The following is a 14,337-nucleotide window of genomic DNA, read 5'->3' as shown; positions in this document are numbered from 1 at the left end:
CGATGGCGACCGCAGTCGTCGGCGCACGCGCCGTGCGGTCGGCCGCTGCGGCGTTCGGTAGCGATGTCATCATGCCGCGCAGCCTGATGCCGGCGCTGGCCATTCTGGCGGGTCGTCGCTGGACGCAGCCTATCATATTTGATGCGGACGGACTGCCGGCGGACGAGCGGGTGGAGTTTGCGGGGCTCGATGCGAATGGCGCGCCCTATCGATTGCTGCGCGAGATCGAGGCGTCGATGGTTCGGAAGGCCGATATCACGCTCGCCCGTACCGATGCGGCCCGGGATATCCTTCTCGCGCGGGCTGGGCCGATGGTATCGCCGGCCCGGGTGCGTATCGTTACCAATGGGCGCGACGCAACGCTGTTCGCGCCCATCCCGCAAGCCGAACGGGTGCGTATCCGGACCGAATTGGGGGTGGCGACGGATGCGCCGCTGATTGTGTATGCCGGATCCGTAGGGCCGCAATATCGGCTCGATGAAAGCGTCGGATTGCTGGCTGCGGTGCGGCGCAAGCGGCCCGATGCCAAGCTGTTGATCCTGACCGGCTCGCCCGACCTGGTGCCTGACGCCCTGGCCGCCGTGCCGTACAGCCCGCACCATGTGATCGTCCGCCGTGTCCCACCCGATGCGGTATCGGCCTATCTTGCCTGCGCCGATCTCGCTACCGCATACCGGAACACCGGATTCTCCATGCGCGCGGTCGCACCGGTCAAGGTCGCCGAATATCTATTGTGTGGAACGCCAGTGGTCGGCACGGCAGCGATCGGTGACGTGCGGAGCGCGGTCGCGGCAGGGGTCTTCATGGACGAAAGTGCAGGCCACGACGCTGCGGCCGAGTGGCTAGAAGAACGGTTGATGAGGGCCGACGCCGAAGACATTCGGCGACACGCGCGCGAGATCGGTCTTGCACACTTCTCTTTGGATCGTGCCGTCGGCGATTATGCGACCGCACTGGAGGCGATATGACAGCATTTGGAACGCCCTCTCGGTCATTATATGATTTTGAGGCTCGGACGGTTTGCCCTGCGTGCGAATGCCCGGACAGCACGATATTGTTCGAAAGCGGGTTTGATCAGGCCGGGATCGGTACGTTTGTCCGGACCTATTACGGCGTCGATACCGTAAGGCTTTCACGCGCGACCTACCGACTTGATCAATGCGCAAAGTGCGATCTGGTATATCAGCATAATGTCGGTTCGGACGAGCTGCTGCGCGATCTCTATACCGATTGGGTCGAGAACCCGCAGGATCCGGAAGCGGAAATCGATACGTATCGGCGCGATATCCGGGCACCGCTGCTGTCCCGCGATGCGCATGAGGTGATGGCCGCCGCGTCGTATCTGGGCGTTCCGCTACAGGAGTTGCGTACGTTGGATTTCGGCATGGGGTGGGCATTGTGGGCGCGCATAGCAGCGATCCTCGGTTGCCAATCCTACGGATCCGACCTGTCGCAGTCGCGCATGGATTTCGCGCGTTCACATGGAGTGAAGGCCGTCGATCTGGAAGAGATCGATACGCTTCAGTTCGATTTCATCAACACCGAGCAGGTGTTCGAGCATCTGATTGCACCGCTCGATATGTTCCGGCGTCTGGCTCAGGCTCTGCGCACTGGTGGCATCTTGAAGATATCGGTGCCGACCGCCCCGGACCAGATGTCGCTCATAAAGCTTCTGCGTGATGGAGAGTATGCCGGCGATTATCCGACGATCGTGCCGGTTCAACCGCTGGAACATGTCAACCTCTTCTCCCGGCCGGCAATCGAGGCGATGGCAGCCGCTGCAGGGCTGGAGCCGGTCCTGCCCAGCATGCGTCATCGGTTTGCCTTCTTGCAGCACCGCGGCGCTGTCGATCTCGGCAAACCGAAAACGTTTGCAAAGGAGATGATCCGCCCCTGGTTTCAGCATCACGACCGCCGCAACCTCTTCGTCTGGCTGCGCAAGTTAGGGTGAACTATACCGCGTGACGGTTAAGTACTCCGTAGGCGTCACCCGCAGGACCGTGCACCAATTCTCTCCATATCGGATACCCAAGATGATTCACCCTTTGGCAAACGTGATGTCCGATGTCATCGGTGAGGGAACCCGCATCTGGCAGTTCTCCGTCGTCCTGGCCGGCGCCGTGATCGGTCGAGATTGCAATCTGAACGCCCATACTTTGGTCGAGGGCGGCGCGATATTGGGCGACCGCGTGACACTGAAGTGCGGCGTCTATGTCTGGGATGGCATAACGCTGGAGAATGACGTTTTCTGCGGGCCCAATGCCACCTTTACCAACGACAAGCGGCCCCGTTCCAAGCAGCATCCCACGGCTTACGCGCAAACCGTGGTCGAGCAGGGGGCTAGCATCGGTGCCGGTGCGATTATATTGCCGGGCGTGCGTATCGGCAAAGGCGCGATGATCGGCGCGGGGGCCGTCGTGACCCGCGACGTGCCGGCGGGAGCGACGATGGTGGGTAATCCCGCGCGGGCCGTCCAATGACCGGCGCCAGCACCATGCCGGATGATAGCGTCGTGGCGATCGCTAAACCGCCCTTGCTCACTTTTTGCATCATGGCGTTCAACCAGGAGCAGTTCGTCGAAACCGCGATGCGTGCGGCGTTTGCCCAGACCTACGAGAATCTGGAGATCATCGTCAGTGACGACGGTTCGTCCGACGGAACGATGCGCCGTATGGAGGCGGTCGCGGCGACGTACGAGGGGCCGCATCGCCTTGTGGTGCGCCGTAGCCCGACCAATCGCGGGGTCCTTCATCACCTCCTGGACATAGCCGAGCTGGCATCGGGCAGTTTGCTTATCGTCAGCGCGGCGGATGACGTGTCGCTGCCCCGGCGCACCGAAGTCATGGCCACTACATGGTCCCGCCAGCCCTATGCGGCTGCATTCGCCGACTATGCGGTGATCGACGACATCGGCACGATCATCGACGATCATTACCGGTTCGACGATTCAGGCTTTTCTCCGCAGGACTATATTCCCGAGACCAAGGGGATAAACATTCACGGTGCCTCGTCGGTCTACTACATAGAGCACTTGAAGGCGCTGGGCCGACCCCGGAACGACGAGATGGTCTTGTTCGAAGATACCTGGCTCGGGTTGGCGTTCGCGTCGATGGACGCTCGCATTGCCCATGTTCCCGACGTGCTGGTCCAATATCGCCGCCATTCGGGCGCCCTGACCAATTTCGAGAGCGCAGCCGGGACCGATCGCGAAGCGATCGAACGGGCAGACCGTGAATGGCAGCGGCGTTCTGCCGCCTTCGGGACAACGCTCGACAGTTTCAGGAGATGGCATGGGCGGCAGGCTGAAGGCGTATTCCCCTTATCCAACCGGATCGCTCGCGATATCGCCTATTTCGATCGCGTAGGCCGATGGAGCGATCTGAGCACATCGTCGCGACTGATGACGCTCCGCTTCGCAAGTCGCCGATGGATGAAGAGCGCCGTCGGAATTCGCGTTCTGCCCATGATCGCACGAACCCGCCTGCAACAGCTTAGACAAACATCGAAAGCTAGGTGAGCCGCTCTGTCACCTATCGGCTTTAGAACGAATGTCAGCGCGCGCGCGTCTGAGACGGGAGCGCAGAGGTCGCGGTAAGGCGGCAAGTACAAGGTATCGTGCGTTCTGAGCGGCGAATTCCACAAGGGGTGCGGCATTTCGCCGTCGGCGGAAGAGCGTCAGATACGCCTTCCAAGACAAGGCAAACTCACCGACTCCCGCCGAAGCGCGACCCATGCCGGCATAAAAACCGTTCTCCATCGCCAGATATTCTGCTGCGGTGAAACGGTCGCGATATTTGGCAAGCGTTATGAACGGATCGTTGAAGAACAACTCGACCCTCGTCGCCAGATTGTCTGCTCGGGCGGATTTCACGATTTGTGGGGTCGGATCAAATCCGATCGCGTAGCCATGGGCTGCGACCGCTGCATAGAAATCCAGATCCTCGCCAACGAGCGTTTCGTCAAATCCGCCGACTTCGTCGACCACCGATCGCCGTACCATGATACTTGGGGCGATCGCGGTAACGCCGCGAGCAACGAGTTCCTTGAAACACAGACCTTCGGCGGGCCGATAGCTGCCAAGCAGATTCACCGGTGCTCCGCCGTCCTCGCTCTGAATCAAACCGTTGGCGTGGACCATGCCCGTCGTCGGACCTGCCGCGCTGAACATCGCGATTTGCCGCGCGATCTTTTCGGGCAGGAACCAGTCGTCCGACGCCAGTATCGCAATATATTCACCGTGCGAAGCGGCTATGCCGGCATTCAGTGCGGACGATACGCCGCCATTCTTTTTCGCTATGATCTTGAAGTCTTTTTCCGACTTGCTGCGAACCTGCTCTATCACCGCGAGCGTATTATCGGTTGATCCATCATCGACCACGATCAACTCGATGTGGCGGTAGGTCTGGGTCAAGACACTGCGAATTGCGCGCTCGACATATTTATCGTGATTATAGGCGGGGATGATCACACTGACCAAAGGGTGCTCAGAATTGATCATGGATGATCCTGTTGGAATGGCATTGAGTAACATGCCGCATAGGTATCGTATCTGGCGCCCGGCGGTGCCCTGATCCGTGTGAACAGGACACGCGATTGATTGAAAAGATCGCCACATCAGGCAGCGATCGGCTTATATCACACACTTCCTGATAGCCTCGGCAACTCGCCTGGCATCGTCGAGGGCAAGATGCGGCCCTATCGGCAGGCTCAGCGTTTCTCGGGCAAGCCGCTCGGCGATCGGGAAGCTGCCTTCGCCAAGCCCCAGATCGGTATAGGCCTGCTGCAGATGGGGCGGGATCGGATAGTGAAGCTGAGTCGCGATTCCCTGCTCCGCCAGGGCGGTACGGATCGCGTCGCGGTGTGGCGAGTGGATGACGAACAGATGCCAGACGGGGTCGGCCCATTCGGGCACATGCGGCAACTGGATCGGGCAATCCGCCAACTCGGTCAGATAGAGAGCCGCGACCTGGGCACGGCGGGCGTTCCACGCGTCGAGATAGGGCAGTTTCGCCGCCAGCACCGCGGCGTGAAGCGGATCGAGCCGGGAATTGACCCCGCGCTCTTCGTTCACGTAACGCAGACGCGAACCGTAATTCCCCAGGACGCGGATACGTTCGGCGAGGTCGGCATCGTCGGTCGTGATCGCTCCGCCGTCGCCCAAAGCGCCGAGATTCTTCGACGGATAGAAGCTCCAGCAGACGATATCGCCATATCCACTGCCGACGCGCTGTCCTCGATATCGCGCACCATGCGCCTGGGCCGCATCCTCGATCAGTCTCAGGCCATGGCGATCGGCGATGTCCTTGATCGGCGCCATATCGGCCGGCTGGCCGTATAGGTGCGTCGGGATTATCGCGCGGGTTCGGGGCGTAATCTTCGTCTCGATCAGCAAGGGATCAAGATTGCTGCTGATCGGATCCGGTTCGACGAAAATCGGGGTAGCGCCAGCCATCGTTATGGCCAGCGCCGTCGCTACGAACGAATTGCTGGCGATGATGACCTCGTCGCCGGCACCGATGCTCAGCGCGCGGATCGCTAGGTGAAGGGCATCCAGCCCGTTGCCTACGCCGACGCAGTGCTTGGCACCGCAGAAATCTGCAAAACGCTCTTCGAACCGCGTGCAGATGGGGCCGCCCACGAACCAGCCGCTGGCCATGACCTCGGCGATCGCGGTATCGATCTCGTCCTTCAACTCGTCGTAGATAGGTTTTAATTCGAGAAAGGAGATCGTCATGTCAGGCTGTTCACCGTCTCGAGAAAGCGGTCATAGTCGCGTATGTAATCGGCTTCGTCATAGGCATGATCGGCGAGAACGAGCAGCACGGCATCCGCAGAGAAGTTACGCATTTCCCGCCACATCATGGCCTGGATCAGAAGCCCACGATCGGGGCGATCGAGCAGATACGTGGTTCTTTCCCGCCCGTCGTCTAGGATCATCTCGCAGCTCCCCGCCACGCAGACGGCGAGCTGGCGCAGTGCGACGTGCGCGTGAAACCCCCGCTCCACTCCCGGCTGCGTCCCGAAGATGTAGTAAATGCGTTTCACGTCGAACGGTACGGTGCTCCCCCCCTCGATCGCGATCAGGCTGCCGCGGTGATCGCCCAGTACCGGCAATTGCCGAATCAGCGGGTCGGACGTACCTTGCAATGGTACTTCGACAGACGGCATTTGGCTGTCATCAGGTTGAAAAGCATTCATTTGCCGCCAGTATCAGCCGCACCACGGCAGTGCAATGAGCAGGCTCAGCCGATCTCGACGCGTCATCGATGTCGTATGTAGGACCCAAACTCTCGATATATTCTTCCCAATGATTTACGGGTGTTTATGACGGCGGGTCCGACGTACAGCGTCGACGTCGAGGTCTGATCAAGCCGGCTATTGTCCGAGGTCATCTGCCCTAAGCACTGTATCGTACGGTTTCCACAGCTCAGCGTTATCGGCAAAATTGAGCCAAACGAACTGAACTGCAAAACTGTAACCGATTACCGCCAGCACTCCCGACAAATGCGATCGGCCAGTGGTCGATAGCACGTAGGGAATACGCGAGAACGTCACCACCTGTAACGGGATCAGGAACAGGGCGATACGATCGACGCCTGACGAGGCCGAAAATACTAATAGGCCGATGACAGACAAGATTGATAGGATCGAGCAGTTCGTCCAAAAACTCTTTGCAAAGTCTTCCAGCCCGAGCCGATTTCGCAATAGCAGCATAGCAATGGCCGCGATCACGTTCATCGCTACGCGAATGGCTGCACCCTGCGAATTATAGTCGCTGTTGACGTAGTTGTTGATCAGATCGTCGGAAGAACTGCCCAGAAAAACGTTGAACAGCAGCGCGAATGCGATCGCACCCACGATGCCGAGTAACGGACTGCGGACTACCACCGGAAGCAGGAGGATGGGCAGGAACAGGATCGCAGTCTTGTGAAACAGGGCCGCGAAGGCGATCATCAGCACCAGCCGACCCAGCCGCTTCGGCGATGCGTCGGCGACTGCCCAGCAGATGATGCCGATCGCCGCAGCCTGGCGCGTATAGCCCATCGCGACGACGATTATGAGATATGGTACCGCGACCAAGACGGCTAGCCACGGATTGGGTTGCCGCCACGCAAGTCGCGCGAGGCCTGCCATGAACAGGATGCCGCAACCCAGGTTCGGAAACCAGATTCCCCAGTCCGCGCCAGCGGACATCCAGTTCAAAAGCGCATATCCTGGGTCGGTGGTCGTCAGTGCGGGGCCGAGCGTCTGGAACGCAATGGTCTCATACATGTGTAGATAGGTGTACCAGTCGCCGCCGACATCATAGCGGAGCCCGATCATTAGCGCCGTCAGCGTGGCAGCAAAAATATAAAATGCGAGATTGTACGCCTGATATTGCCGACGGGCGAATTGAACCGCACCGGCCGCCCATATCGCAAACAAAATCCAATACGCCGTCACGTCCGCCTCGGCACAATGTAAGAGGAGTTCATGCGATCCACCGACGCAGCTATAGCGCTCGCGCTTGGCAGGTCTACCCGGTAGAGCCTGCGCCATAACCGGAAAGGGATGAACCGACTGTCATGGCTGGCGCTATCGTATTGTCGATCAATACCTCCTGGAACATCGTGAATTTTCGTCGCAACCTGATCGCTAGACTGCAGCGCGAAGGGTATGACGTCGTCGTGATCGCGCCGCGTGACGCGCATAGCGACGCGCTCGTCGCGCTGGGCGTCCGGTATTTTTCGATCGAGATCGACAGCAAGGGACTCTCGCCGGTCCGCGACCTGAAGCTTGCCGCGGCGTATCTCCATATCCTGAAACAGGTGCGCCCGGTCGCGTTCCTGGGCTGGACGATCAAGCCCAATGTCTACGGCTCGCTGGCCGCGCACGCGCTCGGTATTCCGGTCATCAACAACATTTCCGGCCTCGGCACCGCGTTCATCAAGATCGGCCTGGTGACGCGGGTGGTGCGGCTGCTCTACCGAACCGCGCTCGCCCGGTCGGCCACCGTCTTCTTCCAGAACCGTCACGACCGCGATCTGTTCGTAGAACAGCGGCTGGTCCGTCAGGAGCGTACCGTGCTGCTCCCGGGCTCGGGGATCGATCTGGCGCAGTTCGTTCCCGAACCGGCAGGGGATGGCGCGCCCCTGGTCTTCCTGATGGTTGCACGGCTGCTGCGCGACAAGGGCGTGGTCGAGTTCGCCGATGCCGCGCGGATCGTCCGCGCCAGCCGGCCCGACGTCGAATTCCATTTGCTCGGTTTCCTCGACGTCCAGAACCGGACCGCGATCGATCGTGCTACCGTCGAGCGCTGGGGACAGGAGGGCACGCTGCGCTATCTCGGCGAGGCTGCCGATGTGCGGCCGCATCTGGTCCTCGCCGCAGCTGTGGTGCTGCCGTCGTACCGCGAAGGCATGCCGCGCTCGCTGCTCGAGGCGGCTGCGATGGGGCGGCCGCTGATCGCGACCGACGTTCCCGGCTGTACAGAGATCGCGCGGACAGGCGAGAACGCGTTCCTGTGCACCGTGCGCGACGCACGATCGCTGGCCGACGCGATGCTTGCCTTCCTCGCGCTCGACCCTGCTGAGCGGACGGCGATGGGGCGTCGCAGTCGGGAGATTGCCGAGCGCGAATTCGACGTGTCGGTCGTCGAAGCGCGGTATCTCGAGGCGATCGCCAAGGTGACCGCCGGCGCGGTTGCCGACTCCGGGGTAGCGCAGCCCTGAGCTACAGGCTCAGATGCCGCGCCGAGGAGGGGGCACGACTGCGCTGCGTATAGGGGCGCACCCCCGACATGAGGCCGATACATGCCGCAAACACCGCAGATAACGCGGCAGTGCGCAGCGGATAGTCGACGACGCTGTGGAGCAGTATCGCGGCGGTCGCGATGACCGCGGCCTGGGCGAACGGATCGGGCTCTTCGACCCGCCAGATCGCGCGCAGGCGGATTACCCACCATGCCAGGAATAGCGCCGCGAACGCCATTCCGACGGCGCCCGTTTCGAGGAGTAATTCGAGCCAGTCACTATGCGCATGGTTCATGAAGGTCGTCGTGACCGACGCGAGCGGCTCCTGCATGTGATAGACCGGCTGGAAGCTGGCGGTGCCCGAGCCGATGGGGAAATACGCGCGCGCCGCCTGGAAGGTGAGCGCGAACGAGGTCTGGCGCGACAGCTCGGCATTGGCCTTCTGTGCGCCGAACAGGTTGTTGCCGAACGGACCGACGACGATCGTGACGATGGCCGCCAGCGAGACCAGCCCGGTGGCGACGATCAGGCCGCGCTGGACGACGGCGCTGCGGCGGCGCCCGAACGTCAGCCACGAGACGAGCGCCACGGGCACGCTGAGGCCGATCCCCGCGAGCGAGGAATTGATCAGCAGGCCGACGAAGATGACCGCATAGGTCGCGCCCACGAGCAGGTGGACCGCCGAGGCGCTGCGCTGCGATTTGCTGCGCCGCAGCAGTGTCGCCTGGAGCGCGGCGAGGAACGGGATGCAGACCAGCAACAGCGTCGCATTGTGGTTGGCGTTGGCGAAGAACCCGACCGCGACGCCGTAATTGGTAATCGCATAGAGATAGGCGCCGGTCCCGCCGATGACTTGCAAGGCGCCCAGCGCGACCGAGGCGAGCGTGACCGCGACGATCGTCGCGGCGATCCAGCGACCGCGAAACGCGCCGAGCACGATTACGCTTAACAGCACGGCGATCGCCGGCAGCAACCACAACAGGCTCGCCGGCGCGATATCGGGGGCCAGCGTCAGCGGCAGCCAGGGCAGTGGGATGCCGAGCAGCCGATAGCCTTCCACGACCGGGGCGCGGCCCGGCAGCAGCGTCCACAGCGCGGGCGGCAGGGGCACGAGTTGCAGGACCGCTATCAAGACGAAGATCGCGAGCAGGCCGAGTAGCGCGCGAATCTGTGCCGACGGACGCTCCTGCAGCATCGTCCACAGCGCCCAGCCGATCAGCGGCAGGCTCGTGATCTGGAGAATGAAGTTGGCGGTGAAGCCCGCCGCGCTCGCGCCTCCGAGCAGCAGGCAGGCGAGAAGGAAGACGGGAACGATCGCGTGGCGGATCATGAAGTGGAGTCCGGTACGGGGCGAAGATCCAGATCGCGCAGGGTCACGCTCAGCGGCGAGGGAAACTCGCCGGCTTCGCCGCGCAGCGTCAGGATCTGGCTCGGGCAGTTTGCCGGTACCACGACATCGGCCGCGATACGGTGCGGTTTGGCGGTTGCGGTGACGAGAAGCGTCATCAGCGTATCGCGCGTGTCGGACGCCGCGGCCTTGCAGGCCAGCGTCCAGGCTAGCGTGGTGGTGGCATCGGTTTTGCCCGGATCGACGGTGATCGCAAAGCGGTAGCGCCCCGGCCGCAGCACCAGCAACTGGCTCGCCAAGGCACCGCTGTCCCGCCCATAATACTCCACCGCCATACTCCCACTCCGCAAATCCGTTGCGCCGAGGCTGCTGGCGGTCAGCGTCCAGTCGAACGGGGGGGCTGCCTTGGTGTCGCGGAACCCGGCATTGGTGATCGGCATCGCGGCCTGCGCAGCTGATATGCCGTAGATACGTTGCCATACCGACCGCGCGGCTGCGTACTGGCTGCGCTCGACAAGCCGGTTTACGAGAGCGGGACCCCAGCTCTCGGCATTGCCTGCATCGGCGCTAGCCGCAGGGCTCGCGAGCGCGAAGATCGCATCCGGCGCGATGGCCGACTTGGCCAGAGCAATCAGCACCGCGCGTTCGAGTACCGGATCTGTGTTCAGCGTGCGGCGGACCGCCTCGCGGGTTTCCGGCGCCATCGTCATCTGTGCCATCGCCGTCGCAATCGGTGCCTGCGCCGCGCCGAGAATGCGTGCGAGGACGGAGAATTGCATTGCGGCGTCGGCGTAGTGCGCGGTCCGCAGATAGCGATCGAGCAGCAACAGATGAATCAACCGCTGGCGCGGATCGAGCCGTTGTCCGGCTTCCAGCGTCGCGACCGCGCGGTCCGGTGTATTGTCGAGCAACTGTTGATGCCCGAGGATCAGATAGGCACGCGCATCCAGCGGCGCGGCCGCAGCTGCCCGCCGGACGGCGTCGAGAGTTTGCGCATCGAGGATACCGTGTTGCGCCACGAGCCTTGTGGCTGTTCGACCCAGTACGACGCCGGGATCATCGGCAGCCAAACGTACGATTTCGCCTGACGAAGTCGGCAGCGTATTGACCATCGCGGATTTGAACGACAGCCAACCGAGCGATAGGCCCGCGACCGCCAGGATCGCAGCAGAGGCCATGCCGCGAACGCTCAGGGCGTTGCGCGGCGTACGTCTGCCGTTCTTACGGCTCATCGTGCATCGTCAGCATGATCCGGCGCTTCTTGTCGTTGTCGTCGGCAACGTAGCGATACTGATCCTTGGTCTGTCCATAGCCATAGCCATAGCCGTACGATGCCTGCGCTTGAAAGCGCGTCAGGATGGCGCCGACCATATGCGCGCCCGCAGTCCGCAGACGGTTTTGCGCTTCGACGACTGCCCGTGTTCTGGTGCGGCCGGATTCGATCACCATCAGCGTCGCCTGCGCGATCGACGACAACAGCGGAGAATCTGCGAGACCAAGGATCGGTGGACCGTCGATCACGACGACATCAAACGTCGAGGAGGCGTCGGCGAGCAGCGACGCGAAGCGCGCCGAGGCGATCAGTTCGGGCGGGCTCGGTGGAATGGTGCCCGATGGCATGATCCACAATCCCTCCACATCGGTGTGCAGGACGTGCTCGCTCAGCGAACCCGTGTTGGTGAGGATATGCGAGAGGCCAATATTGTCGCGCCCGGTAACGAAGGCGGGACGACGCATGTCGGCATCGATCAGCAGGACGGACTTGCCCAACCGCGTAAAGCTGTGCGCGAGCGCCCACGCCGACGTCGATTTACCTTCTGCCGGACGCGTGCTGGTGACCAGCAGCGTCTTGGGTGCGCCGCCTTCGGTCACGAACTGCATGGCCGACGCGGTCGACAGATAGGCCTCGGCGACCGGCGACAGCGTATCCTTCAACTCCTCGACAGGCTTTGCACTCTTGGCAGTGGGGATGCCCCCCAGGAAAGGTAGCTGCAGCTTGTTGCGGACGTCGTCGGGTGTCTTGATCGTGTCGTTGATGAACTCGAGGGCGATCGCCGCCAGCATGCCGACGACAAAGCCCAGGACGGCACCGATCAAAAGATTGAGATACAGGTTAGGGGAAAACGCCCCGCCCGGAACCAGGCCGCGATCGACCACCGACGCGACTGCGGTGCCAATACCGCCAGCGACCCCGATCTCCTTGTAGCGCTGCAAAAGCGCATCGTAGAGCGTACGGTTGGTATCAACGTCACGCTTGAGAATGTTATACTGGATCAGCCGGCCACGTTGATTGAGCACCGTGCCGCTAAGCCCGGACACTTGCGCACGAAGTCGGTCTTCCTCGGCGCGTGCCGCCTGGAAATCCTGACGGAGCGTGCCGACGCGATCAGAATTCGCGGTGCGCGTCTCGGTGACCACTGACGCCCGTAAGGCATCGATACGCGCCTTGAGCGCGACCATTTCGGGATAGTCGGGACGGAACGTCTGGAGTTTCTGCTGATATTCGGCATCGAGCGCAGCGATCTGCGCGCGTAACGGTGCAGCGTTAGCGCTTCCCTCAGTCGTTGCACCGCCTAGGGTCGCCTCGCGATATTTCTGTTCGGCTGCGATCCGGCGTGCCTGGGTGGCGGCAAGAGCGGTGTTCAGCGAGACGAGCGAACTACCGGTCAGCGAATTGGTGTCGCTACCTTCTTCGCTGCTACCCGTGCTGATCAGCCGTTGCTGTTGCGCATAGGTGGTAAGCCCGCGTTCCGACTTTTCCAGGTCACGCCGTGTGGTCGCGATCTGGCGCTGAAGGAATTCCCGCGCGTAGGATGACGACTGGTAGCGTCGTTCTAGATTGGTCGCGATATATGCGTCGGTGATACCGTTGACGACCTTCGCTGCAAGTTGCGGATTGCGTGCAACGAACGATACGATAACGATCATGCTCTGTGGCTGAAGCTTTACCTTCGTTCCGCCTTGTACGAACCCTGCCGCGATCTCGGTGTTGGCGGTGCGATCGGTACTCTCACCGACAATTGCCGGGTCGGCAGCAAGATTGAGATTTTGTGCGACGCGTTCGGCGAGCGCTCGACTGCCAAGCAGGGAAAGTTGCGTGCCGACGAAATTGGTATCGTTGCGCCCGCTGCTTTGCCGCCCACCCTTATTCCCTTCGTCTGCCATGATCTCTACCTCGGGTGGGTTGAGCTCAAGCGTGGCGACGGAGCGATACTTTAGAGGTGTCAGCAGCGTGATGAGCACCGCTGCGGCAATACCGGTGCCGATCGCTGCAAGGATCAGCCAGCGCCATTCGACGGCGATGCGCCACAGCAGCGACAACGACAGTTCGCGACTGTTATTCGTGGTTCCATACCCGCCATACCCGCTTTCCGGGGCCAAAGGGGCGAGATCGCGGCGCTGATCCGGTTGCACGGTCAGGTTTGTAGGACCCACGGCCCCTGGGCTTGCCATGTACAAAAGTCCTAAAGGCGGGGCGTCAAAGCGCCAGGAAGATGGACGCGAGCGGCAGGCTCTGCATCAGGTCGCGCTGTGTTTTCTTGACCGCCGATCCGTCTACGACGACCGTGTCACCGGGATAGACTTCCGGATCCTTCATCTCGCCACGGCGGATGCTCGTCAGGTCGAATGCGGCCGCCATGCGCTTCCCACCGATGGTCCGGAAAATGGCGACGCGACGCGGATTGGCAAGATCGTCGGTACCGCGCGCCAGTGCAATGACCTGAACCAGAGAAAGCGTGCTGGTTGCCGGATAGATGCCGGGCTGGCGGACCGATCCATCGACCGTGACGACGCGGCTGGCCGACGACTTCAACGAAACCGTAACGCTCGGGTTTCGCAGGTATTTCTCGTCCAGCCGGTGTCCGATCACGGTGCCGAGCTCGGTCGTGCTGAGGCCGACCGCATCGACGCGGCCGAGCAACGGCATAGTGATGCGTCCGCTCTGATCGATGTCATAGTCGCGGCTGAGATCGGCGACCTGGAATACCATGACGCTTACCGTATCAAGCGGGGCGAGCTTATAGGTATCGTCGATCGCGACGACCTTGGGTGCATCGGGAGTGCCGAAGTTGCTGGAATCATACGAGATCTTTCCACCGCGCGTCGACGCGCACGCCGCCAGCAGCAAGGCGAGACCGATGATGGCCGTCCGGCCCATCAATCCGATTTTCATAATGTCACTGCCCTGCAACCGACCCTGCATCCCCGTGATGCACGGATGCACACCTACAATTAACCCCGGTCTGCCGCAAGTCG

General features: G+C 61.8%; 13 protein-coding genes. 5 read left to right on the top strand and 8 right to left on the bottom strand.

Translation table 11 applies throughout. The annotated features are described in order from the left end of the window. The first annotated feature begins 2 nt into the window (after positions 1-2). The 4 genes from ASG20_RS18315 to ASG20_RS18300 all read left to right on the top strand — a co-directional run bounded on the left by ASG20_RS18315 (position 3) and on the right by ASG20_RS18300 (position 3,517). Positions 3-968, top strand: coding sequence for a glycosyltransferase family 4 protein (locus ASG20_RS18315; RefSeq protein WP_330218694.1), 966 nt, complete (start codon positions 3-5; stop codon positions 966-968). Between the two features lie 86 nt (positions 969-1,054). Continuing rightward, positions 1,055-1,951, top strand: coding sequence for a class I SAM-dependent methyltransferase (locus tag ASG20_RS18310; RefSeq protein WP_056056236.1), 897 nt, complete (start codon positions 1,055-1,057; stop codon positions 1,949-1,951). Between the two features lie 106 nt (positions 1,952-2,057). Continuing rightward, positions 2,058-2,480 carry a DapH/DapD/GlmU-related protein gene (locus ASG20_RS20060; protein WP_201780752.1) on the top strand — a complete coding sequence of 141 codons (423 nt, stop codon included), beginning with the start codon at positions 2,058-2,060 and terminating at the stop codon, positions 2,478-2,480. Next, the gene (locus ASG20_RS18300; protein WP_056056232.1) at positions 2,477-3,517 is read left to right on the top strand and encodes a glycosyltransferase family 2 protein; all 1,041 of its coding nucleotides are present in this window, start codon (positions 2,477-2,479) and stop codon (positions 3,515-3,517) included. The genes ASG20_RS20060 and ASG20_RS18300 overlap by 4 nt, the downstream gene beginning before the upstream one ends. Positions 3,518-3,526: 9 nt before the next feature. Here the strand turns inward: ASG20_RS18300 and ASG20_RS18295 are convergent, their stop codons facing one another. The 4 genes from ASG20_RS18295 to ASG20_RS18280 all read right to left on the bottom strand — a co-directional run bounded on the left by ASG20_RS18295 (position 3,527) and on the right by ASG20_RS18280 (position 7,443). Continuing rightward, entirely contained in the window at positions 3,527-4,498 is a 972-nt protein-coding gene (locus ASG20_RS18295; protein ID WP_168371646.1) for a glycosyltransferase family 2 protein, read from the bottom strand. A 132-nt stretch (positions 4,499-4,630) separates the two neighbouring features. Continuing rightward, a complete protein-coding gene (locus tag ASG20_RS18290) occupies positions 4,631-5,734 on the bottom strand; it encodes a DegT/DnrJ/EryC1/StrS family aminotransferase (protein ID WP_056056228.1) in 1,104 nt (367 codons plus the stop codon). After that, a complete protein-coding gene (locus tag ASG20_RS18285; protein ID WP_056056226.1) occupies positions 5,731-6,168 on the bottom strand; it encodes a sugar 3,4-ketoisomerase in 438 nt (145 codons plus the stop codon). The genes ASG20_RS18290 and ASG20_RS18285 overlap by 4 nt, the downstream gene beginning before the upstream one ends. Before the next feature lie 207 nt (positions 6,169-6,375). After that, on the bottom strand, positions 6,376-7,443 hold the full coding sequence (locus tag ASG20_RS18280; RefSeq protein WP_056056224.1) for an EpsG family protein: 1,068 nt from the start codon (positions 7,441-7,443) through the stop codon (positions 6,376-6,378). Between the two features lie 122 nt (positions 7,444-7,565). Here ASG20_RS18280 and ASG20_RS18275 point away from each other — a divergent pair, with 122 nt between their 5' ends. Beyond that, the gene (locus tag ASG20_RS18275; RefSeq protein ID WP_056056222.1) at positions 7,566-8,711 is read left to right on the top strand and encodes a glycosyltransferase family 4 protein; all 1,146 of its coding nucleotides are present in this window, start codon (positions 7,566-7,568) and stop codon (positions 8,709-8,711) included. Between the two features lies 1 nt (position 8,712). On the opposite strand, the gene ASG20_RS18270 is transcribed toward ASG20_RS18275, so the two are convergent. The 4 genes from ASG20_RS18270 to ASG20_RS18255 all read right to left on the bottom strand — a co-directional run bounded on the left by ASG20_RS18270 (position 8,713) and on the right by ASG20_RS18255 (position 14,254). Then, positions 8,713-10,062 carry an O-antigen ligase family protein gene (locus tag ASG20_RS18270; RefSeq protein ID WP_056056220.1) on the bottom strand — a complete coding sequence of 450 codons (1,350 nt, stop codon included), beginning with the start codon at positions 10,060-10,062 and terminating at the stop codon, positions 8,713-8,715. Further along, positions 10,059-11,312, bottom strand: a complete 1,254-nt coding sequence (locus ASG20_RS18265) for a hypothetical protein (protein ID WP_056056217.1) — start codon at positions 11,310-11,312, stop codon at positions 10,059-10,061. The genes ASG20_RS18270 and ASG20_RS18265 overlap by 4 nt, the downstream gene beginning before the upstream one ends. Next, the gene (locus tag ASG20_RS18260) at positions 11,302-13,401 is read right to left on the bottom strand and encodes a GumC family protein (protein ID WP_236698800.1); all 2,100 of its coding nucleotides are present in this window, start codon (positions 13,399-13,401) and stop codon (positions 11,302-11,304) included. Before ASG20_RS18260 ends, ASG20_RS18265 begins: the two co-directional genes overlap by 11 nt. Before the next feature lie 157 nt (positions 13,402-13,558). Further along, a complete protein-coding gene (locus ASG20_RS18255) occupies positions 13,559-14,254 on the bottom strand; it encodes a polysaccharide biosynthesis/export family protein (protein ID WP_165899681.1) in 696 nt (231 codons plus the stop codon). Between the last annotated feature and the right edge of the window lie 83 nt (positions 14,255-14,337).

The organism is Sphingomonas sp. Leaf198, from assembly GCF_001424005.1.
Taxonomy (GTDB): domain Bacteria; phylum Pseudomonadota; class Alphaproteobacteria; order Sphingomonadales; family Sphingomonadaceae; genus Sphingomonas.
The sequence above is the reverse complement of the archived record's forward strand: the minus strand, read 5'-3'. Positions and strand labels throughout refer to the sequence as shown.

Bases quoted from the DNA above. Each gene is read 5' to 3' on its own strand.
- ASG20_RS18295 (WP_168371646.1), bottom strand. From the start codon at position 4,498: ATGATCAATTCTGAGCACCCTTTGGTCAGTGTGATCATCCCCGCCTAT.
- ASG20_RS20060 (WP_201780752.1), top strand. From the start codon at position 2,058: ATGTCCGATGTCATCGGTGAGGGAACCCGCATCTGGCAGTTCTCCGTC.
- ASG20_RS18255 (WP_165899681.1), bottom strand. From the start codon at position 14,254: ATGAAAATCGGATTGATGGGCCGGACGGCCATCATCGGTCTCGCCTTG.
- ASG20_RS18315 (WP_330218694.1), top strand. From the start codon at position 3: ATGGCGACCGCAGTCGTCGGCGCACGCGCCGTGCGGTCGGCCGCTGCG.
- ASG20_RS18285 (WP_056056226.1), bottom strand. From the start codon at position 6,168: ATGCCGTCTGTCGAAGTACCATTGCAAGGTACGTCCGACCCGCTGATT.
- ASG20_RS18275 (WP_056056222.1), top strand. From the start codon at position 7,566: ATGGCTGGCGCTATCGTATTGTCGATCAATACCTCCTGGAACATCGTG.
- ASG20_RS18265 (WP_056056217.1), bottom strand. From the start codon at position 11,312: ATGAGCCGTAAGAACGGCAGACGTACGCCGCGCAACGCCCTGAGCGTT.
- ASG20_RS18290 (WP_056056228.1), bottom strand. From the start codon at position 5,734: ATGACGATCTCCTTTCTCGAATTAAAACCTATCTACGACGAGTTGAAG.
- ASG20_RS18270 (WP_056056220.1), bottom strand. From the start codon at position 10,062: ATGATCCGCCACGCGATCGTTCCCGTCTTCCTTCTCGCCTGCCTGCTG.
- ASG20_RS18300 (WP_056056232.1), top strand. From the start codon at position 2,477: ATGACCGGCGCCAGCACCATGCCGGATGATAGCGTCGTGGCGATCGCT.